This window comes from Streptomyces sp. WAC06614 (assembly GCF_003949795.1).
Taxonomy (GTDB): domain Bacteria; phylum Actinomycetota; class Actinomycetes; order Streptomycetales; family Streptomycetaceae; genus Streptomyces.
In genome coordinates, this window is record NZ_RPRY01000031.1 from 1 (window position 1) to 20166 (window position 20166).

General features: G+C 72.3%; 17 protein-coding genes, 3 tRNA genes and 2 pseudogenes. 10 read left to right on the plus strand and 12 right to left on the minus strand.

Annotation, left to right across the window (positions count from 1 at the left end):
• Positions 1-350: 350 nt before the first annotated feature.
• Together EF918_RS06850 and EF918_RS06855 are read left to right on the plus strand one after the other, a co-directional pair.
• Positions 351-1814: a N,N-dimethylformamidase beta subunit family domain-containing protein gene (locus EF918_RS06850; protein ID WP_125642367.1), complete on the plus strand. Its 1464-nt coding sequence runs from the start codon at positions 351-353 to the stop codon at positions 1812-1814.
• Between the two features lie 178 nt (positions 1815-1992).
• Entirely contained in the window at positions 1993-2892 is a 900-nt protein-coding gene (locus EF918_RS06855; protein ID WP_125642371.1) for a phosphoribosylaminoimidazolesuccinocarboxamide synthase, read from the plus strand.
• Positions 2893-2939: 47 nt separating this feature from the next.
• Here the strand turns inward: EF918_RS06855 and EF918_RS06860 are convergent.
• The 8 genes and pseudogenes from EF918_RS06860 to EF918_RS06895 form a co-directional block, all read right to left on the minus strand.
• A tRNA-Gly gene (locus EF918_RS06860) sits at positions 2940-3012 on the minus strand.
• 22 nt (positions 3013-3034) lie between these two features.
• Positions 3035-3646, minus strand: a complete 612-nt coding sequence (locus EF918_RS06865) for a response regulator transcription factor (protein WP_125642374.1) — start codon at positions 3644-3646, stop codon at positions 3035-3037.
• Positions 3643-4888 (minus strand): annotated as a pseudogene (locus EF918_RS06870) (sensor histidine kinase). The gene EF918_RS06865 and the pseudogene EF918_RS06870 overlap by 4 nt, the downstream one beginning before the upstream one ends.
• 28 nt (positions 4889-4916) lie before the next feature.
• Positions 4917-5666: pseudogene (locus tag EF918_RS06875) on the minus strand (ABC transporter permease); the annotation flags it as partial.
• 20 nt (positions 5667-5686) lie between these two features.
• Positions 5687-6700, minus strand: a complete 1014-nt coding sequence (locus EF918_RS06880; protein ID WP_125642384.1) for an ABC transporter ATP-binding protein — start codon at positions 6698-6700, stop codon at positions 5687-5689.
• A gap of 199 nt (positions 6701-6899) precedes the next feature.
• Positions 6900-6972: transfer RNA gene (locus EF918_RS06885), tRNA-Gly, on the minus strand.
• 79 nt (positions 6973-7051) lie between these two features.
• Positions 7052-7123, minus strand: a tRNA-Gly gene (locus EF918_RS06890).
• Between the two features lie 86 nt (positions 7124-7209).
• Positions 7210-7527 carry an Lsr2 family protein gene (locus EF918_RS06895; protein WP_125642388.1) on the minus strand — a complete coding sequence of 106 codons (318 nt, stop codon included), beginning with the start codon at positions 7525-7527 and terminating at the stop codon, positions 7210-7212.
• A 326-nt stretch (positions 7528-7853) separates the two neighbouring features.
• On the opposite strand from EF918_RS06895, the gene purS reads away from it, so the two are divergent.
• The 6 genes from purS to EF918_RS06925 all read left to right on the plus strand — a co-directional run bounded on the left by purS (position 7854) and on the right by EF918_RS06925 (position 13977).
• Positions 7854-8099 carry a phosphoribosylformylglycinamidine synthase subunit PurS gene (gene purS / locus EF918_RS06900; protein ID WP_125642391.1) on the plus strand — a complete coding sequence of 82 codons (246 nt, stop codon included), beginning with the start codon at positions 7854-7856 and terminating at the stop codon, positions 8097-8099.
• On the plus strand, positions 8096-8776 hold the full coding sequence (purQ, locus tag EF918_RS06905) for a phosphoribosylformylglycinamidine synthase subunit PurQ (protein ID WP_125642394.1): 681 nt from the start codon (positions 8096-8098) through the stop codon (positions 8774-8776). Before purS ends, purQ begins: the two co-directional genes overlap by 4 nt.
• Entirely contained in the window at positions 8773-11022 is a 2250-nt protein-coding gene (gene purL, locus EF918_RS06910) for a phosphoribosylformylglycinamidine synthase subunit PurL (protein ID WP_125642397.1), read from the plus strand. The genes purQ and purL overlap by 4 nt, the downstream gene beginning before the upstream one ends.
• 219 nt (positions 11023-11241) lie before the next feature.
• On the plus strand, positions 11242-12528 hold the full coding sequence (locus EF918_RS06915; RefSeq protein WP_125642400.1) for a hypothetical protein: 1287 nt from the start codon (positions 11242-11244) through the stop codon (positions 12526-12528).
• A 9-nt stretch (positions 12529-12537) separates the two neighbouring features.
• On the plus strand, positions 12538-13329 hold the full coding sequence (locus tag EF918_RS06920; RefSeq protein WP_125642403.1) for a maleylpyruvate isomerase family mycothiol-dependent enzyme: 792 nt from the start codon (positions 12538-12540) through the stop codon (positions 13327-13329).
• Between the two features lie 36 nt (positions 13330-13365).
• Entirely contained in the window at positions 13366-13977 is a 612-nt protein-coding gene (locus EF918_RS06925; protein WP_125642406.1) for an META domain-containing protein, read from the plus strand.
• Here the strand turns inward: EF918_RS06925 and EF918_RS06930 are convergent.
• Together EF918_RS06930 and EF918_RS39265 are read right to left on the minus strand one after the other, a co-directional pair.
• Positions 13965-15386 carry a sulfatase gene (locus EF918_RS06930; protein WP_125642409.1) on the minus strand — a complete coding sequence of 474 codons (1422 nt, stop codon included), beginning with the start codon at positions 15384-15386 and terminating at the stop codon, positions 13965-13967. The two genes, EF918_RS06925 and EF918_RS06930, sit on opposite strands and share 13 nt — an antisense overlap.
• 121 nt (positions 15387-15507) lie before the next feature.
• The gene (locus EF918_RS39265) at positions 15508-15648 is read right to left on the minus strand and encodes a putative leader peptide (protein ID WP_369009092.1); all 141 of its coding nucleotides are present in this window, start codon (positions 15646-15648) and stop codon (positions 15508-15510) included.
• Positions 15649-15749: 101 nt separating this feature from the next.
• Here EF918_RS39265 and purF point away from each other — a divergent pair, with 101 nt between their 5' ends.
• Complete coding sequence (purF, locus tag EF918_RS06935) at positions 15750-17267, plus strand: amidophosphoribosyltransferase (RefSeq protein WP_125642412.1); 1518 nt, start codon at positions 15750-15752, stop codon at positions 17265-17267.
• Between the two features lie 36 nt (positions 17268-17303).
• Positions 17304-18371 (plus strand): phosphoribosylformylglycinamidine cyclo-ligase, encoded by a 1068-nt coding sequence (gene purM, locus EF918_RS06940; RefSeq protein ID WP_125642416.1) that lies wholly within the window; start codon positions 17304-17306, stop codon positions 18369-18371.
• Positions 18372-18466: 95 nt separating this feature from the next.
• Here purM and EF918_RS06945 read toward each other — a convergent pair whose 3' ends face one another.
• Both EF918_RS06945 and EF918_RS06950 read right to left on the minus strand, forming a co-directional pair.
• Positions 18467-18733 (minus strand): DUF3073 domain-containing protein, encoded by a 267-nt coding sequence (locus tag EF918_RS06945; protein ID WP_125642419.1) that lies wholly within the window; start codon positions 18731-18733, stop codon positions 18467-18469.
• Positions 18734-19012: 279 nt separating this feature from the next.
• Positions 19013-20107 carry a Glu/Leu/Phe/Val dehydrogenase dimerization domain-containing protein gene (locus EF918_RS06950; RefSeq protein WP_125642422.1) on the minus strand — a complete coding sequence of 365 codons (1095 nt, stop codon included), beginning with the start codon at positions 20105-20107 and terminating at the stop codon, positions 19013-19015.
• Positions 20108-20166: the final 59 nt, after the last annotated feature.

The window sequence follows — 20166 nt, forward strand, 5'->3', positions numbered from 1 at the left end:
GTAGAGGCGGCGCCGCGGCCCCCAACACCCACACCCCGCCCCCCCGCGGCGCCCCGGCGCCGTCCCCGCCCCCGGGCGTGGGGGCCCCGGCCGCCCACCTCCCCCCCGCCGCCCCCGCCCGCGGCGGGGGCGCGGTCGGTTCCGAGGGTCCGGCGGACCGCCGCCCGGGGGTCGCCTCACGGTCATCACGTCCCGCCTCCACCCCCCGCTGCGCAGATCAGCAGGTTCCGGTGGTGCCAATTCACGACGAACGGTGACGGAGTGCGTGCGTTATGTGATGTGCTGGGGATCGGTCACGGCGGATCGCCGGAGGACCGCACCGAGTCGGGGGAGTCAGGGAGGGGAGCGCGATGGGTGGCGATCAGATTCGGCGGTGGGAGTCCGGGGCGCTCGCACACGCGGTGTCCGACCCGTTCGGGCAGGGCCCCCTCCCATGGTTCCGGGGCAGCGAGCTGTACTTCGGCGACACCGGCCAGGTGGTCCCCTGGTACGTCGACATCCCCGCCCAGCGCGACCGCTCCTCGGGCGGCCCCCGGACCGCCGACGACGTGCACCAGCAGATCAAGGGCTTCGCCTCCACCGGGGCGGTCGCCCCCGGCGAGGCCATCGACTTCCACGTCACGGTCGACCCGCCCCAGCAGTTCTCCGTCGACGTCTACCGCATCGGCCACTACGGCGGCGACGGCGCCAGCAAGATCCACTCCAGCCCGCGGTTGTCCGGTATCGTCCAGCCCGCCCCCCTGACCGCCGACCGCACCGTCTCCTGCCACCACTGGTGGCTCTCCTGGCGGCTCCAGGTCCCCACCTACTGGAACGTCGGCGCGTACGTCGCCGTCCTGACCACCGCCGACGGCTACCGCTCCCACATCCCGTTCACGGTCCGCGACGACCACCCGGCCGATCTCCTGCTGCTCCTGCCGGACATCACCTGGCAGGCGTACAACCTCTACCCGGAGGACGGCCGCACCGGTGCCAGCCTGTACCACGCCTGGGACGAGGACGGCCGGCTGCTGGGCGAGCAGGAGGCGGCCATCACCGTCTCCTTCGACCGCCCCTACGCGGGCGCCGGCCTCCCGCTGCACGTCGGCCACGCCTACGACTTCATCCGCTGGGCCGAGCGCTACGGCTACGACCTCGCCTACGCCGACACCCGCGACCTGCACGCCGGCCGGGTCGACCCGACCCGCTACCGCGGGCTGGTCTTCCCCGGCCACGACGAGTACTGGTCGGCCCCCATGCGCCGCACCGCCGAACGCGCCCGCGACCACGGCACCTCGCTGGTCTTCCTCTCCGCCAACACCCTCTACTGGCAGGTCGAGCTGAGCCCGTCCCCGTCCGGGGTGCCCGACCGGCTGCTCACCTGCCGAAAACGCCGCGGGCCGGGCCGCCCCACCCTCTGGCGCGAGGTCGACCGCCCCGAACAGCAGCTCCTGGGCATCCAGTACGCCGGCCGGGTCCCCGAACCCGCCCCGCTGGTCGTCCGCAACGCCACGCACTGGCTGTGGGAGTCCACCGGGGCCGGGGACGGCGACCAGCTCGACGGCCTCGTGGCCGGCGAGGCCGACCGGTACTTCCCCCGCACCCAGCTCCCGGCCCACCAGGACCGGATCCTGCTGGCGCACTCCCCGTACCTGGACGGCGAGGGCCACCGCCGGCACCAGGAGACCTCGCTGTACCGCGCCCCCAGCGGCGCCCTGGTCTTCGCCTCCGGCACCTTCGCCTGGTCCCCCGCCCTCGACCGCCCCGGCCACGTGGACGAGCGCGTCCAGCGCGCCACGGCCAACCTCCTCGACCGGATCTGCAAGCGCGACTGAGCGCACGCGGGCCGGACGCCGGGCCGGCGCCGGGACCGACGCGGGAGCCGGCGCCGGGACCGACGCGGGAGCCGACGCCGGGACCGACGCGGGAGCCGACGCCGGGACCCCAGAGCGGAGCGGCGGGCTCCCGTGCGCGAGAATCGGGGTGATTCATACAGAACCACAGGGAGACCCCGTGTCCGGATTCGTCGAAAAGCCCGAGCCGGTTCAGGTTCCGGGCCTCGTCCATCTCCACACCGGCAAGGTGCGCGACCTCTACCGGGACGAGGCCGGCCGCCTCGTCATGGTTGCCAGCGACCGCATGTCCGCCTACGACTGGGTGCTCCCGACGGAGATCCCGGACAAGGGCCGGGTGCTCACCCAGCTCTCCCTGTGGTGGTTCGACCAGCTCGCCGACCTGGCCCCCAACCACGTGATCAGCACCGACCTGCCCGCCGGCGCCCCCGCCGACTGGGCCGGACGCACCCTGATCTGCAAGTCCCTGGACATGGTCCCGGTCGAGTGCGTCGCCCGCGGCTACCTCACCGGCTCGGGCCTGGCGGAGTACGAGCAGAGCCGCACGGTCTGCGGACTGGCCCTGCCCGAGGGCCTGGTGGACGGCTCCGAGCTGCCCGCCCCGATCTTCACCCCGGCCGCCAAGGCCGAGGTCGGCGAGCACGACGAGAACGTCTCCTACGAGGAGGTCGCCCGCCAGGTCGGCGCCGAGACGGCCGCCCTGCTGCGCCGGACCACCCTCGACGTCTACGGCCGGGCCCGGGACATCGCCCGCGACCGCGGGGTGATCCTCGCGGACACCAAGTTCGAGTTCGGCTTCGACGGCGAGCAGCTGGTGCTCGCCGACGAGGTGCTCACCCCCGACTCCTCCCGCTTCTGGCCGGCCGACCAGTGGCAGCCGGGCCGCGCCCAGCCCTCGTACGACAAGCAGTTCGTGCGGAACTGGCTGACCTCGCCGGCCTCGGGCTGGGACCGCACCAGCGAGCAGCCGCCGCCGGCGCTGCCGCAGGAGATCGTCGACGCGACCCGCGCCAAGTACGTCGAGGCGTACGAGCGGATCACCGGCCAGAGCTGGAGCTGAGACACGAGGAAGGCCCCGGTCGTGATGACCGGGGCCTTCCTGCAGGGAGCGGACGACGAGATTCGAACTCGCGACCCTCACCTTGGCAAGGTGATGCTCTACCAACTGAGCCACGTCCGCATGCGCCGTAGCGCGAGACCTACTATACCCAACCTCGCTCCCGTGCGAGACGCACTGCGGTGTGACGGTTCTCGGCGCCGAGCTTGGAGGCGGCCGAGGAGAGGTAGTTGCGCACGGTCCCCTGCGACAGCGAGGCCCGCTCGGCGATCTCCGCGACCGGAGCTCCGTCGGCCGCGAGTTCCAGCACCTCGGCCTCCCGTGCGGTCAGCGGGGAGTCCCCGGCGCTGATCGCGTCGGCCGCCAACTCCGGGTCCACGTAACGGCCTCCGGTGTGCACCGTCCGGATGATCTCGGCCAGCCGCTGGGCCGAGACGGTCTTCGGTGCGAAGGCCCGCACCCCCGCCGCCAGGGCCCGCTTGAGGTGTCCGGGGCGGCCGTGACTGGTCACGATCATGGTCTTGCAGTCGGGGAGCTCGGCCCGCAGCGCTGTGGCGACACTCACACCGTCCTGCCCGGGCATCTGCAGGTCCAGCACCGCCACGTCCGGCCGGTGCGCCCGGGCCATCGCGAGCGCCTCCGGCCCCGACGCCGCCTCGGCGACCACCAGCAGGTCGTCCTCCAGCGCCAGCAGGGCGGCCACCGCACCCCGGATCAGGTGCTCGTCGTCGGCCAGCAGCACACGTACGGGGTTCACGCCCGCACCTCCCCGGTCTCCACCTGCGCCTCGTCCTCCATCTCCCACGCCGGTATCTCGGCCCGCAGCCGGAACCGGCCGCCCCCGATCCGCCCGGCCTCCAGCGTCCCGTCCAGCACCGCCAGCCGCTCCCGCAGTCCGGCGAGCCCCGAGCCGGGCCGGCCCGGAGCCTCGGCGGGGACGCCGTCGTTCTCCACGGTCAGCACCAGGGCGCCGGCCTCGCCCGGGGCCAGCCGGATCAGGCAGGTGGTCGCCTCGCCGTGGCGCAGCACGTTCGTGGTGGCCTCGCGGACCACCCAGCCCAGTGCCGACTGCACCGTCGGCGGCAGCGTGCGCTGTTCGCGCCGCTGCACCCGGCAGTCGATCCCGGCGGCGCTGAGCACCCCGCGGGCGCCCTCCAGCTCCACCGTGAGATCGGCCTGCCGGTACCCGCGGACCACGTCCCGGACCTCCCGCTGGGACTCCTGCGCGATCCGCTGGACCTCGATCATCTGCTCCACCGCCTCCGGCCGTCCCCGCCGGGCCAGCTGCACCGCGAGCTCGCTCTTGAGCGCGATCACCGCGAGGTTGCGGCCCATCACGTCGTGCAGGTCCCGCCCGAAGCGCAGCCGCTCCTCGGCCACCGCCAGCTGTGCCCGCAGCTCCCGCGACCGGTCCAGCTCCCACACGGTCGTCAGCAGCCAGCCCGAGAAGCCGCAGGTGAGGGCGAGGAAGAAGCCCGCGATGAGCATGCCCACCGTGTACGCCACGGCCTCCCCGGCGGACAGGCCGAGTGCCCCGGCCGTCAGGCCGGTGACGGCGGCCGCGGCGGGGACGACGTACTTCATCCGCTTGATCTTCAGGGTCAGCACCAGGGATCCGACGGCCCAGTAGCCGGCGCCCAGCACCACGCTGGGGGCCACCGCCTGGGACACCCGCCCGGTGGCCTCCAGGACCATCGTGCCGAGCATGCCCCCCGTGCTCGTAGCGATCACTGCGGCCACCGTGCGCATCGGGAACGCGCCGTTCGAGCACCCAGTCCAGCGCCAGGGAGGCGTGCACGGCGCACAGCACCGAGTGCACGACCACCAGTGCGCAGAGCACGAGCTCCCAAGCGCCCGGCCCCTTGCCCTCGTTGAGGAGGGGCATCGTGCCGATCGACAGGAGTTCGGCCACGCCGAAGAAGTGGAACGACCAGCGGGTGTACAGCTCCACCTTCGCGGCCTGCCCGCGGTTCTTCCACCACCCGGTCAGCTTTGACACGGCCCTCGTCCCCCGATCCCTTTCGGCCTCAACGCCGCGGTTCCCAGCGGAACCACCGCTGGACAGCAAACACGCTGATCACCGCCCAGGCCAAGGTGGTGAGCGCCGCCCCCAGCAGGTCCTGCTCCCCGGACGTGCCCAGCCAGCCCGCCCGCACCAGGGTCATCACGCCGCTCAGCGGCAGGAGTTCGCACACCGAGGCCAGGGTCCCGGGCATCGTGTCGACCGGGACGAACACGCCGGAGCCGACGACGCTGACGAGGAACAGCGGCATCGTGGTCAGACCCGCGCTCTCCACGGTGCGGGTGACCGCGCTGGTCGCCGCGCCCAGGGCGGCCAGCAGCACGGTCCCGGCGAGCACCGCCGCGGCCAGCAGCAGGGGGTTCCGCGGGGCGCGTACGTCGAGCACCGCGGCCCCGGCGCCCACCAGCACCGCGATCTGGACGAAGGCCAGCACGGCGGCCGGCAGCGCCGATCCGGCCAGGATCTCCAGGTCGTTCGCCTCGCCCGTGCGCAGCCGCTTGAGGACGAGTTCCTCGCGCCGGGCGACGTAGGCGGTGACGAGGTTCATGTAGACGACGAGGACCAGGACCATGCCGATGCCCCCGGTCAGCGTGGCCTCGCCGATGGCTGCCGCGCCGCCTTCGAGCGCGTAGCCGGCCAGGGAGTTCTGCAGGACGAACACCATGACCAGCGGCATCAGCAGGGCGACCGTCAGGGTGGCCCGGTTGCGCACCAGCAGGGTCAGCTCGGAGCGGCCCAGGGCGAGCAGGCGGGCGGGCTTGAGGGTCAGCGTGTTCATCGGGCACCTGCCATCCGGTCGTCACGGGCGTCACGGGCGTCACGGGCGTCACGGGCGTCATGGGCGTCGCGGGCGTCGTGGCCGTCGTGGCCGTCACGGACGCGGCGGTTCTGCGCGATCTCCAGGAACGCCTCCTCCAGCGAGGCCGACCGCGCGTCCAGCCCGATCAGCTCGACCTGCGAGGCCTCGGCCCAGGCCAGCAGTTCGGCCAGGGAGCCCTGGAGGCGGTCGGTACGGATCTCCACCCGGCGCCCCTGCGCCGCGGCCCGCAGCGACAGCGGCAGCCGGGCCGGTTCCACCCCGACGGGCAGGGTGAAGCGGATCCGGGCGGGGCGGGTGGCGGTGACCTCGGCCGGGGTCCCGGCCAGGACGAGCTCGCCCTCGTGGAGGATGGCGAGCCGGTCCGCGAGCTGCTCCGCCTCCTCCAGGTAGTGGGTGGTCAGCAGCACCGTGGTGCCTTCGGCCTGGAGCGAGCGCACCAGCTCCCAGGTGTCCCGGCGGCCCTCGGGGTCCATGCCGGTGGTCGGCTCGTCGAGGAACAGCACCTCGGGCCGGCCGAGCAGGGCCAGCGCCAGGTCCAGCCGCCGCCGTTCACCGCCGGAGAGCTGCTTGACGCGTACGGAGGCCCGCCCGGTGAGGCCGACCAGGTCCAGCACCTCGTCGGCGGGACGGGCTCCGGTGGTGACCCCGCGCCAGGTGCGCACGGTCTCGGCGACGGTCAGGTCGGCGGCGAACCCGCCCTCCTGGAGCATCACCCCGGTCCGCGGGCGGACCGCGGCGCGCCGGCGGTAGGGGTCGAGACCGAACACCCGGACCTGCCCGCCGCTCGGGGCGGCCAGGCCCTCCAGCAGTTCGACGGTGGAGGTCTTGCCGGCGCCGTTGGTGCCGAGCAGGGCGAAGATCTCGCCCCGGGCGACGGAGAAGGAGATGCCGCGTACGGCCTCGAACCCCCCGGAGTAGCCGCGGCGCAGCTCCTCCACCTCGATCACTGCCTGGTCGGTGTCAGTCATGCCTCCAGCCTCGGGCCGGATCCCGGGCGGGAGCAGTGCGCGGTGTCATGATCGCTGATGACATATGTCATCGGCGATCGCGATCGCGCGCGGTGATCGGCGGACGAGGAGGGCGGGAAGGTCGGGCCGAGAAGATCAGCCGAGAAGATCGGGCGAACGAAAAAGGTCCCGGTCTGATGACCGGGACCTTCTCCCTCTGAGCGGACGACGAGATTCGAACTCGCGACCCTCACCTTGGCAAGGTGATGCTCTACCAACTGAGCCACGTCCGCATGCCGCCGACCGGCTTTCACCGGGCGGTGCGAGCACCACTCTACCTGATCCACCGGAGTGGTCGGTAAAGCGTTGCAGAGCGGGTGACAGGAATCGCACACTGCGCCTTCCCCCTGGAAGGGGGATGTTCTGCTACTGAACTACACCCGCACGACTTCGGGGCTCTGACCTGCGGCCTCGCCCCTCGGCGTGATCCACACACTAGCGGATCAGTGGGGGTGCTTGGCAAATCCGGGTCAGTGCGCCTCCTCGTACGCGGCGTAGACGGCCTTCGGGATGCGGCCCCGCGGCGGCACGTCGAGCTGGTTGGAGCGGGCCCAGGCGCGGACCACCGCCGGGTCGGGGGCCAGCGAGGTGTGCTTGAAGGCCTTGCCGGAGCGGGCCTGGCGGCGGCCGGCGGCCACGTAGGGCTCCAGGCTCTTCCGCAGTTTCTTTGCGTTGGCGAGATTGAGGTCGATCTCGTACGACTTACCGTCCAGTCCGAAGACGACCGTTTCCGCCGCTTCTCCGCCATCGAGGTCGTCGGAGATCGTGACTACTACGCGCTGCGCCACGGATATCGGTCCCTTCGCGGGACACCGCCGCTCTGCTGACGTGCGGTGATGTCGCCTGTGTGGATGTTTCGGAGCAATGCATCTTTCCCACACATTCGGTGGGGATTCCTTTGTACCGCGATTTCCCTCGTATTGCGATGCCCAGTTAATTGGCTCCGCGTGTCCCGCCGCAATCCCGGACACGTGGTTTTCCGGGGGATTTTGCGAAGCGTTGGTGAAGCCGAAACGGGGGCCGGATCAGGCCCGCCCGATATCTACCCGCGTAGAAATTTTGGGCGGGTACGCTGAAGGAACCGCCTGCACCAACCACCACACCGGGAGTGCCAGTGGCACGCGTCGTAGTCGACGTCATGCTCAAGCCGGAGATCCTCGACCCCCAGGGCCAGGCGGTGCAGCGTGCACTGCCGCGCCTGGGCTTCGACGGGATCGCCGACGTACGTCAGGGGAAGCGCTTCGAGCTGGAGGTGGAGGGCCCGGTCGACCAGGCCGCCCTCGACCGCATCCACAAGATGGCCGAAACGTTCCTCGCCAACACCGTCATCGAGGACTTCGTCGTCAAGGTGGAGTCGTGACCACTCGCATCGGCGTCGTCACCTTCCCCGGGACGCTCGACGACCGCGACTCGCTGCGCGCCGTGCGGCTCGCCGGCGCCGAGCCGGTCTCCCTCTGGCACCGTGACAAGAACCTCCACCAGGTCGACGCGGTCGTCCTCGCGGGCGGCTTCTCCTACGGCGACTACCTGCGGGCGGGGGCCATCTCCCGCTTCTCGCCGGTGATGGAGACCATCATCGACCAGGCCAGGGCCGGCATGCCGGTCCTGGGCATCTGCAACGGCTTCCAGGTCCTCACCGAGGCCCACCTGCTGCCGGGCGCGATGCTGCGCAACAACCACCTGCACTTCATCTGCCGCGACCAGAAGCTGCGCGTCGAGAACGCCGCGACCTCCTGGACCGGCGACTACGAGCAGGGCCAGGAGATCTCGGTCCCGCTCAAGAACATGGACGGCCGGTACGTCGCCGACGAGCGCACGCTGGACGAACTGGAGGCCGAGGGCCGAGTGGCCTTCCGGTACCTCGACATGAACCCCAACGGTTCGCTGCGCGACATCGCCGGCATCACCAACGAGGCCGGCAACGTCGTGGGCCTGATGCCGCACCCCGAGCACGCGGTCGAGCCGCTGATCGGGACGGGCCGCACCGACGGCCTCCCGTTCTTCACCTCGGTCCTGAAGAAGCTGGTGAACGCATGAGCCTGGACACCGTCAAGCACGCGACGGAGACCCCGGACGCGTCCCAGCCGTGGAAGGAGCTCGGCCTCAAGGAGGACGAGTACGCCCGGATCCGCGAGATCCTCGGCCGCCGCCCCACCGGCGCCGAGCTCGCCATGTACTCCGTCATGTGGTCCGAGCACTGCTCGTACAAGAGCAGCAAGGTCCACCTGAAGCAGTTCAGCGAGAAGAAGCCGCAGTCCGACGCCATGCTCGTCGGCATCGGCGAGAACGCCGGCGTCGTCGACGTCGGCCAGGGTTACGCGGTCACCTTCAAGGTCGAGTCGCACAACCACCCCTCGTACATCGAGCCGTACCAGGGCGCGGCCACCGGCGTCGGCGGCATCGTCCGCGACATCCTCGCCATGGGCGCCCGTCCGGTCGCCGTGGTCGACCCGCTGCGCTTCGGCGCCGCCGACCACCCCGACACCAAGCGCGTCCTGCCGGGCGTCGTCGCCGGCATCGGCGGCTACGGCAACTGCCTGGGCCTGCCCAACATCGGCGGCGAGGTCGTCTTCGACTCCTGCTACCAGGGCAACCCGCTGGTCAACGCCGGCTGCATCGGCGTGATGAAGCACGAGGACCTGCACCTGGCCAAGGCCTCCGGCCCCGGCAACAAGGTCATCCTCTACGGCGCCCGCACGGGCGGCGACGGCATCGGCGGCGTCTCGGTCCTCGCGTCCGAGACCTTCGACGACACCAAGCCCACCAAGCGCCCCGCCGTCCAGGTCGGCGACCCGTTCCAGGAGAAGCTCCTCATCGAGTGCACCCTGGAGGTCTTCCACGAGAAGCTGGTCGCCGGCATCCAGGACCTCGGCGGCGCCGGCCTGTCCTGCGCCACCTCCGAGCTGGCCTCGGCCGGTTCCGGCGGCATGCGCGTGGACCTCGACACCGTTCCGCTGCGCGACGCGACGCTCTCGCCCGAGGAGATCCTCATGAGCGAGTCGCAGGAGCGCATGTGCGCGATCGTCGAGCCGCAGCACGTCGACCGCTTCATGGAGATCTGCGAGAAGTGGGACGTCATCGCCACCGTCATCGGTGAGGTGACCGACGGCGAGCGCCTGGAGATCTTCTGGCACGGCGAGCAGATCGTGGACGTGCCCCCGGGTACCGTCGCCCACGAGGGCCCGACGTACCACCGCCCGTACGAGCGCCCCTCCTGGCAGGACGCGCTCCAGGCGGACGACGCGGGCAAGCTGCCGCGTCCGCAGACCGGCGCGGAGCTGCGCGAGCAGGTCCTGGCCCTGGTCTCGTCGCCGAACCAGGCCTCCAAGTCCTGGATCACCGACCAGTACGACCGCTTCGTGCAGGGCAACACCGTGCTCGCCCAGCCCGAGGACGCCGGTGTGGTCCGCATCGACGAGGAGACCAACCTCGGCGTGGCCATGGCGACCGACGGCAACGGCCGGTTCGCCAAGCTCGACCCGTACGCGGGCGCGCAGCTCGCGCTGGCCGAGGCGTACCGCAACGTCGCCGCGACCGGGGCGAAGCCCCTGGCCATCTCCGACTGCCTGAACTTCGGCTCTCCCGAGGACCCGGGCGTCATGTGGCAGTTCGCCGAGGCCTGCCGCGGTCTCGCCGACGGCTGCCTGGAGCTGGGCACCCCGGTGACCGGCGGCAACGTCTCCCTCTACAACCAGACGGGCGACACCGCGATCCACCCGACCCCGGTCGTGGCGGTCCTGGGTGTCATCGACGACGTCACCCGCCGCACCCCGATGGCCTTCGCCGAAGCCGGCCAGCTGCTGTACCTGCTGGGCGACACGGCCGAGGAGTTCGGTGGTTCGGCCTGGTCCGAGGTGGTCCACGGGCACCTGGGCGGCCTGCCGCCGAAGGTGGACCTGGCCCGCGAGAAGCTGCTGGGCGAGATCCTGATCTCCGCGTCGCGCGACGGCATGGTCGACGCCGCGCACGACCTGTCGGACGGCGGCGTGATCCAGGCGCTCACCGAGTCCTGCCTGCGCGGCGGCAACGGCGCGCGGATCGTGGTCCCGGAGCACCTGGACGCGTTCACCTTCCTGTTCTCCGAGTCCGCGGGCCGGGCGATCGTCGCCGTGCCGCGCAGCGAGGAGCTCCGCTTCACCGACATGTGCGGCGCCCGGGGCCTCCCGGCGACCCGGATCGGTGTCGTGGACGGGGACGCGATCGAGGTCCAGGGCGAGTTCGAGATCCCGCTGAGCGAACTCCGCGAGGCTCACGAGGCCACCATTCCGGCCATCCTGGCCTGACGGATCCCGGTACGGAGCAGGGGCCGGGGCGTTGTCCACAGGTTGTGGGCGGGCCCCGGCCCTTGTCGTTCCGCGTTGCTACGGTGCTGTGACGTCAGGGGAAGCACCGGGAACGGGGAATGCCGAGGGGCGGGGGTGGGGGTCGTGTTCGATCCGCTGTCGGGGATGTCGGGGCCGGACACGGGGCCCGGGTCGGGGGGTGCGGACGACCGTCCGCGGGTGGACCGGCGGATCCTGCCCGACCGGGGGCGGCGGTGGAACAGGGTCAATGGCCTGCTGTGCACCCTCGCGGTCCTCGGCACGGTCGTGGGCGGCTGGTCGCTGTACGACTCGTACGGGCGCCGGCAGGAGCGGCAGGAGAGCCGGGCCGTCGTCGAGACCTCCTGCGCCGGGCTGGTCGACGCCACCGCGGTGCTGCGGCTGAGCGGTGGGGCGGACCGGGTGACCCGGGCCGGCTCGTCCCGGGTGGACCTGGGCAGACCGTCGAGCGGCTGCCTGCTGGACACCGTCCGCGCGGTGGACGGCGACCGCCGGACGATCCGGCACTTCTCCCTCACGGTCCGGTCGCGGCCCGACCCGCTGCGGGCGGGGCGGCTCGGGGAGGAACGGGTGGGGGACGAAGCGCCGTTCAGCTCCCGCGGGATACGCGAGCGCGAGGACGCCACCGCGCGGCTCGACCTGCCGAACCGGCTTCCGCTGGGCGACGGCGCGCCGGGGGACCACGGGGTGCGGAGCGTCTCCGTGGTCGCCGCGTGCCGTGCGCCCGCCCCCTCCGGCATCACCTCGATCCTGGTCACGGCGTCCTCGGGGGAGGCCGTCGGGGCCACCGAGGCGGAGCTGGGATCGGTGGGGCGGCTCGCCCGGGACGCAGCGGTCGAGGCCGCGCGCCGGGTCGGCTGCGAGGCGGAGATCCCCGCGCTCCCCGACCGGCTGCCGCTGCCCGCCCTCGCTCTGGGACCGGCGGAATCCGCCCAGGGCACCTGCGCCTGGTACGCCGCCGCGGCCCGGGCCGGTGACCCGGCCGAGCCAGGGCGGGAGCGCCTGCCCGACCGGGCGGCCGGGGCTCCCACCGCGGCGCACGGGCGGGTCGAGTCCTGTGTGCTGGCCGTGGGGCCGGAGCGGGTGCGCCGGGTGCTGCCGGGGCTCGGGCCCGGGGAGCGGCAGGGCCAGGACGTCGACCGGGCCCTCGACGACCGGCCGTGGTGGATCAGGACGTACTCCGCCTTCGGTGACGACGCCGACGAGGCCCTGGTCACGGCCCGGCTCTCGCCCCGCCCGATACCCGAGCTGGGCGCGGGCCGGTCGCAGGACGGCGAGGTGCTGTTCGGCTCCGCGACCTGCGCCGGCCGGCCCGCCGCCTTCAGCCTGCACACCCCGCCCGGCTACCGCGCGGTCCTCGGCGACGCCCGGCTCGGCGCACTGTTCGCCGCGTACGCCACCGAGACCGCACAGCGGCGGGGCTGCACCGGCCTGAAGCTGCCCGGGGCCGCCGGGCAGGCTGGGTAGGGTCGGGGCATGCCGCCCGCCAAGAAGAAGCCGCGCACCTATGACTCCCGGCGGATCCGCGCCGCGGTGACCGGGCAGTTCGGCCAGGTCGCCGACGCCGTACGGGAGCTGACCCCCGAGCAGCTCGCCCGGCCGACCGGGCTCGGCGCGTGGACGGTCGCCGAACTGGCCGCGCACATCGCGTGGGTCGCCGACTCGCTGGCCCGCGGGCTAGACCGGCCGCCGGGCGCCAAGGCCGAACTGCCCCCGCACGAGTGGCCCTTCGCCACCGCCGCGCTGGCCGGGCGGATCGCGGAGGCGGCCGGGGAGACCCTGTCCGGGGCCCCGCTGCCCGAGCTGTTCGAGCGGGCCGGCGCCCGGCTGGCCGCGGCGCTCGACGCGCACCGGGACGACCGGGTGCTCGACCTGTGGATCGGGCCGATGACCCTCGGGGACTTCCTGGTCACCCGGACCGTGGAGCTGGTGGTCCACACCGACGACCTGAACCGGGCGGCCGGGCTGTCCGTCCCCCTCGACCGGCAGGCGCTGGCCGCCTGTACCCGGCTGCTGGCCGACGCCCTCGCGCACAAGGCGCCCGGGGGCGCGGTGGAGGTGCGGATCCCGCCGTTCGCCGTGGTCCAGTGCATCGAGGGACCCCGGCACACCCGGGGCACCCCGCCCAACGTGGTGGAGACCGACCCGCTGACCTGGCTCCGGCTGGCGACCGGACGCACCACCTGGGCCGAGGCCGTCGACGCCGCCGCGGTCAGCGCCGGCGGGGAGCGGGCCGACCTGGCCGGCCTGCTGCCCCTGATGAGCTGAGCGGAACCGATCCCTCCGGGCGTACGTCCCAGAGGCATGCAGAAGCCGAAGTTCGAGCCGAAGCCGATGCGGGACCCGGCCCGGCCCGTCGTGGTCCCGGTCCTCGCCCTGGCCGCCGTCCTGGCCCTGCTCGCCTGCGCACCGTCCCCTGCGTCCCCGGCCCGGGACCGGCCGGGGCGGCCGGGGACCCCGGCCGTGAGCCCCGCCGGCCCCGCGAGCCCCGCCGGTGCGGCCGCCGAGGCCCCGCTCACCGGGACCCGGTGGACCGTGACCGGGCTGCTCGGCCGGGCCGGGGCGACACCCCTGCCCGCGGCGGCCCGGGGCGCGGCGTACTTCACGCTCACGCCCGAGGGCTCGGCGAGCGGCAACCTGGGCTGCAACCGGTTCTCCGCCCCGGTCGCGTACGCCCCCGACGGCTCGGTGGCGTTCGGGCCGGTCCTGGCCACCCGGATGGCGTGCACCGGGCCGCGCGGCGAGGTCGAGCGGGCCCTGACCGCCCTGTTCGCCACGGGCCCGCTCACCGTGCGGCTCACGGACCGCTCCCTGCAGCTGACCGCCGCGGACGGCGCCTCGGGCCTGACGGCCGCCACCACGCCGGACGGGGCGACGACGGCCGGGGCGACGACGGCCGGGGCTCAGCCCGGGTAGGGCAGCAGGGTGGCGTTCGTCCGTTCCCAGGCAGCCTTCAGCTCGGCCAGCCGGGACGGCTCGACCGCCGCCTTGTCGGCCTGCTCCCGTACGTCGCCCGCCAGGTTGAAGAGCTGGTCCTGGCCGGACCGGCCGCGGTAGTACTTCCAGTCGCCGCGCCGCAGCGCCCGCTCGCCCCGGACCCGCCAGAACAGGTCCCGGGTGGGTGCCGCCTCCCCGCGCAGCAGGTAGCCGGCCAGGCTCGCACCGTCCAGCGGGTACGCCGGGTGCGGCCGGGCCCCGGCCAGCTCCAGCAGGGTGGCCGTCCAGTCCGGGCTGAACACCGGGACCCGGCTGACCTGTCCGCCGTCGATCCGGGCCGGCCAGCGCAGGAGGGTGGGAACCCGGATGCCGCCCTCCTGGAGCGAGGCCTTGTTGCCGGACAGCGGCCAGTTGTGGGAGAAGCGCTCCCCGCCGTTGTCGCTGGCGAAGACGACCAGGGTGTCCCGTTCCTGGCCGGACCGGCGCAGGGCGTCGAGGACGGTGCCGACGGAACGGTCGAGGTCCTCGACCATCTGCCGGTACTTCTCGATCGAGCCACCGTCCTGGTGCCACAGCGCCCGCCCCTCACCGGCCTTGATCCGGCGGACGATCTCGGCGCTGGTCTCCTCGTCGCCGTCGGCGATCCACGGCCAGTGCGGGGTGGTGAAGTTCAGGTTCAGCAGCCACGGCTTCCCGCCGTGGTCGCGCCGCACGTAGTCGCTCGCCCGCTCGGTGAGGATGCGGGTGTAGTACCGCAGGTCCTTGTACTCGGCGTCGCCCTCGTAGAGGTCGTACTCGCCGCCCAGGCCCAGCTTGGAGTAGTACTCCAGGGCTCCGCCGAAGTTGCCGAAGAACTCCTCCCAGCCGGACCGGGTGGGGCTGTACGCGGGCAGGTAGCCGCAGTGCCACTTGCCGATCAGCGCGGTGGAGTAGCCGGCGTCGCGCAGCAGGGAGGCCAGCGTGGGATGGGTGGGCTCCAGGCCCACGGACTTGTCGGCGATCGGCTCGGCCAGGCCGCCCTTGGTGCGGCCGGGGAAACGGCCGGTGTAGAGGCTGAACCGGGTGGGCGAGCAGGTGGCCGATCCGGAGTAGGCGTCGGTGAAACGGACGCCCTGACGGGCCAGCCGGTCCAGGTTCGGCGTCCTGATGTGCGGGGCGCCGTACGAGGACAGGTCGGCCCAGCCGAGGTCGTCGCCGAGGATGAACAGCACGTTGGGACGGCGCGCGGCCCGGCCGGGAGCGGCACGGAACTCGCGTTCGGCGGGCGGGGCCGCAGGGGTCTGCGCGGCCTGGGCCGGGGCGGCGGCCCCGAGTCCGGCGGCGGCGGCCGTGGCGGCGGCGGCCCCGCCGAAGGCGCGGCGGGACAGCGTGCGGTCGTTGCTGGGCATGGGTGTGCGTGCTCCGGGGAAGCGGCGGGCGCGAGGAGGCGACCCGCTGGGGAAAGGGCCCCGCACGGTGGCAGGGGCAAGGAAAAGGAGCCCGGTCAGGGGCGACGGTGTGCCGGGGTGCTCAACGGCAGCAACAGATGGCGCTCGCTACACGGACCAGGTCGACGTGGCGGCGCTCCACGAGGGTGACGGTTCGGTCACCGAGGGGCTGCATGGGCCGAGAGCCTCGCCGAATGCGGCAGGAACTGTCAACACTCACCATCCGGATACCGAGACACGCGTAGATGGTCACCCTTCGTGCTGTGAGATTTCCCGGGCGTCCCCAATTCGGACCAGTGGTCGACGTCGCCTAGACTCGGTGTCGTGCCTCGTGGTGATGGACGACTCAACCACGACCTGCTCCCCGGCGAGAAGGGCCCCCAGGACGCTTGCGGCGTCTTCGGTGTCTGGGCTCCGGGTGAAGAGGTCGCCAAGCTCACCTACTTCGGACTGTATGCACTGCAGCACCGTGGACAAGAGTCCGCGGGAATCGCTGTGAGCAACGGTTCCCAGATCCTCGTCTTCAAGGACATGGGCCTCGTTTCCCAGGTCTTCGACGAAACCTCCCTCGGCTCCCTCCAGGGTCATATCGCGGTCGGTCACGCCCGTTACTCCACCACCGGTGCCTCGGTGTGGGAGAACGCGCAGCCGACGTTCCGCGCGACGGCCCACGGATCGCTGGCCCTGGGACACAACGGCAACCTGGTCAACACGGCCGAGCTCGCGGAGATGGTCGCCGACCTTCCGCGTCAGGACGGCCGCGCGACCCAGGTCGCGGCCACCAACGACACCGACCTCGTCACTGCGCTCCTCGCGGGCCAGACCGACGAGGACGGCAAGCCGCTGACCGTCGAGGAGTCCGCCCGCGTGGTGCTCCCCAAGGTCCGGGGCGCCTTCTCCCTCGTCTTCATGGACGAGGGGACCCTCTACACCGCCCGTGACCCGCAGGGCATCCGCCCGCTGGTCCTCGGCCGCCTGGAGCGCGGCTGGGTGGTCGCGAGCGAGACCGCCGCCCTCGACATCGTGGGTGCCAGCTTCGTCCGCGAGGTCGAGCCCGGCGAGCTCATCGCCATCGACGAGAACGGCCTGCGCACCTCTCGCTTCGCGGAAGCAAAGCCCAAGGGGTGTGTGTTCGAGTACGTCTACCTGGCGCGCCCGGACACCGACATCGCCGGTCGCAACGTCTACCTCAGCCGGGTCGAGATGGGCCGTCGCCTCGCCAAAGAGGCACCCGTCGACGCCGACCTGGTGATAGCGACGCCGGAGTCGGGCACCCCGGCCGCCGTCGGCTACGCCGAGGCCAGCGGTATCCCGTACGGCTCCGGCCTGGTGAAGAACGCCTATGTGGGCCGCACCTTCATCCAGCCGTCCCAGACGATCCGCCAGCTCGGCATCCGCCTGAAGCTGAACCCGCTCAAGGAAGTCATCAAGGGCAAGCGCCTGGTGGTCGTCGACGACTCGATCGTCCGCGGCAACACCCAGCGCGCCCTGGTCAAGATGCTCCGCGAGGCCGGCGCCGCCGAGGTCCACATCCGGATCTCGTCCCCGCCGGTGAAGTGGCCGTGCTTCTTCGGTATCGACTTCGCCACCCGTGCGGAGCTGATCGCCAACGGCATGTCGGTCGACGAGATCGGCACGTCCCTGGGCGCGGACTCCCTGGCGTACATCTCCCTCGACGCCATGATCGAGGCGACCACCATCCAGAAGCCGAACCTCTGCCGCGCCTGCTTCGACGGCGAGTACCCGATGGAGCTGCCGGACCCGGAGCTCCTCGGCAAGCAGCTGCTGGAGACCGAGCTGGCGGGCGGCCCCGACGCCGCCGACGCGCTCCGTCGCCCGTAAGACACCCGCAGTACACGACACGAAAGTTCTCCCCCCATGAGTGAGACCAGTGGTGCCAGCTACGCGTCCGCGGGCGTCGACATCGAGGCGGGCGACCGCGCCGTCGAGCTGATGAAGCAGTGGGTGAAGAAGACCCAGCGCCCCGAGGTCCTCGGCGGCCTGGGCGGCTTCGCCGGCCTCTTCGACGCCTCCGCCCTCAAGCGTTACGAGCGCCCGCTGCTGGCGTCCGCGACCGACGGTGTCGGCACCAAGGTCGACATCGCCCGCCAGCTCGGCGTGTACGACACCATCGGGCACGACCTGGTCGCCATGGTCATGGACGACATCGTCGTCTGCGGTGCCGAGCCGCTGTTCATGACCGACTACATCTGCGTGGGCAAGGTCCACCCGGAGCGGGTCGCCGCCATCGTCAAGGGCATCGCCGAGGGCTGCGTCCTGGCCGGCTGCGCCCTGGTGGGCGGCGAGACCGCCGAGCACCCGGGCCTGCTGGGCCCGGACGACTTCGACGTGGCCGGTGCGGGCACGGGCGTGGTGGAGCACGACCGGCTGCTCGGCGCGGATCGCATCCGTACGGGTGACGCCGTCATCGCGATGGCGTCCTCCGGCCTTCACTCGAACGGGTACTCGCTGGTCCGGCACGTCCTCTTCGACCGCGCCGGGCTGTCCCTGGACCGGGAGGTCCCGGAGTTCGGCCGCACCCTCGGCGAGGAGCTGCTGGAGCCCACCAAGATCTACTCGCTGGACTGCCTGGCCCTCACCCGCACCACCGAGGTCCACGCGTTCTCGCACATCACGGGCGGCGGCCTCGCGGCCAACCTGGCCCGTGTCGTCCCGGACCACCTGCACGCGTCCGTCGACCGTTCGACGTGGACCCCGGGCGCGGTGTTCGACCTGGTCGGCAAGGCCGGCCGGGTGGAGCAGCTGGAGCTGGAGAAGACGCTGAACATGGGCGTCGGCATGATGGCCGTCGTGCCGCAGGAGTCGGTCGAGGTCGCGCTGACCACGCTCGCCGACCGCGGCGTCGACGCCTGGGTCGCCGGTGAGATCGTCGACCGCGGCGCGCACACCGAGGGCGCGACCATGGTCGGGTCCTACGCGGGCTGAGCAGCACCAAAACCCGGTCCGGGGCGAGGCCCTGGACCGGGTTCTGGTGTGTCGTTCAACCGTGGTGCGAAGCTGCGAAGCTCAGCCGGTTCAGCTCAAGCGCCGCGGCGCTGCTGCGACGGACCGGACTCGTCGTCCTCGTCCTCGTCGTCAGTGTTGTACAGCTCCGCATAGCGGGCGTACGGGTCGTCCTCGTCCTCGTCGTCCTCGAACGGTTCGCCATTCGGCGACTGCTGCGAGAGCGGTTGCGAAGTCGATGCGCCCAGCTCGTTGGCCAGACGCGTCAGATCAGTCCCGCCGCTGCTGTACTTCAGCTGGCGGGCGACCTTCGTCTGCTTGGCCTTTGCCCGGCCGCGCCCCATGGCTCGACCCCCTCGGTGACGGGGCTCGGCGGCCCCAGAGTCTTGACACGCGTTCATGGTTCGGAGCGGGCTCTCCTCGGAGAGACCGTCCTTAGGGCTTTAACGGTACCTGCTTCCGCGGCCATACGGTACGCCGCCCGCATGACGTGCCCCGGCGCAGTGACCATGAGACGCCCTGTACTCGCTGGTCAGCTGCGATTTTAACGCGTTATTGCAGGGCGACCCGCCGAAGTGCAGTGAGTCTTGTCTCGCTGCCACCCCGGCGGGCCCCCACGGGTGTCAGCCCTGGCGCGCGGCGCGCGCGTCGGCCATCCGCTGCTCGGCGATCCGGTCGGCCGCGGCGGCCGGCGGAATGCCGTCTTCCTTCGCACGTGCGAAGATCTCCAGAGTGGTGTCGAAGATCTTCGCGGCCTTCACCTTGCACCGGTCGAAGTCGAAGCCGTGCAGCTCGTCGGCCACCTGGATCACGCCACCGGCGTTGACCACGTAGTCGGGCGCGTACAGGATCCCGCGGTCGGCGAGGTCCTTCTCGACGCCCGGGTGCGCGAGCTGGTTGTTGGCCGCGCCGCAGACCACCTTGGCGGTGAGCACCGGGACGGTGTCGTCGTTGAGGGCGCCGCCCAGCGCGCACGGGGCGTAGATGTCCAGGTCCGGGATGCGGATCAGGGCGTCGGTGTCGGCGACCGCCGTGACCTTGCCCGGGTGCTTGTCGAGGATCCGCTGCACCGACTCCTGGCGGACGTCCGTGATCACGACCTCGGCGCCGTCCTCCAGCAGGTGCTCGACCAGGTAGTGGCCGACCTTGCCGACGCCCACCACGCCGACCTTGCGGCCGCGCAGCGTGGGGTCGCCCCACAGGGCCTGGGCGCTGGCCCGCATGCCCTGGAAGACGCCGAAGGCGGTGAGGACCGAGGAGTCCCCGGCGCCGCCGTTCTCGGGGGAGCGGCCGGTGGCCCAGCGGGTCTCGCGGGCGACGACGTCCATGTCCGCGACGTAGGTGCCGACGTCGCAGGCGGTCACGTAGCGGCCGCCGAGGGACTCCACGAACCGGCCGTAGGCCAGCAGCAGGTCCTCGCTCTTGACGGTGTCCGGGTCGCCGATGATCACGGCCTTGCCGCCGCCGTGGTCGAGGCCGGCCATGGCGTTCTTGTACGACATGCCGCGGGAGAGGTTGAGCGCGTCGAGGACGGCCTCCTCGTCCGTGGCGTAGGCGTGGAAACGCGTACCGCCGAGGGCGGGGCCCAGCGCGGTGGAGTGGATGGCGATGACGGCCTTGAGGCCGGTGGCGCGGTCCTGGCAGAGCACGACTTGCTCGTGGCCCCCCTGCTCCGAGTGGAACAGGGTGTGCAGGACGCCGTCGGTCATTTCGGTCACGGTGGTGACTCCCATGCGAGAGAAGCGGCGATAGTGGCCCTCCTGCGGGTGGGGAGGGC

What these genes read in the sequence shown, in the direction of transcription:
- EF918_RS06920 (WP_125642403.1), top strand. Translation starts at nt 12,538, where the DNA reads ATGCCGCCCGCCAAGAAGAAGCCGCGCACCTATGACTCCCGGCGGATC.
- EF918_RS06945 (WP_125642419.1), bottom strand. Translation starts at nt 18,733, where the DNA reads ATGGGGCGCGGCCGGGCAAAGGCCAAGCAGACGAAGGTCGCCCGCCAG.
- EF918_RS06930 (WP_125642409.1), bottom strand. Translation starts at nt 15,386, where the DNA reads ATGCCCAGCAACGACCGCACGCTGTCCCGCCGCGCCTTCGGCGGGGCC.
- EF918_RS06880 (WP_125642384.1), bottom strand. Translation starts at nt 6,700, where the DNA reads ATGACTGACACCGACCAGGCAGTGATCGAGGTGGAGGAGCTGCGCCGC.
- EF918_RS06850 (WP_125642367.1), top strand. Translation starts at nt 351, where the DNA reads ATGGGTGGCGATCAGATTCGGCGGTGGGAGTCCGGGGCGCTCGCACAC.
- purM (WP_125642416.1), top strand. Translation starts at nt 17,304, where the DNA reads ATGAGTGAGACCAGTGGTGCCAGCTACGCGTCCGCGGGCGTCGACATC.
- EF918_RS39265 (WP_369009092.1), bottom strand. Translation starts at nt 15,648, where the DNA reads ATGGTGAGTGTTGACAGTTCCTGCCGCATTCGGCGAGGCTCTCGGCCC.
- purL (WP_125642397.1), top strand. Translation starts at nt 8,773, where the DNA reads ATGAGCCTGGACACCGTCAAGCACGCGACGGAGACCCCGGACGCGTCC.
- EF918_RS06925 (WP_125642406.1), top strand. Translation starts at nt 13,366, where the DNA reads ATGCAGAAGCCGAAGTTCGAGCCGAAGCCGATGCGGGACCCGGCCCGG.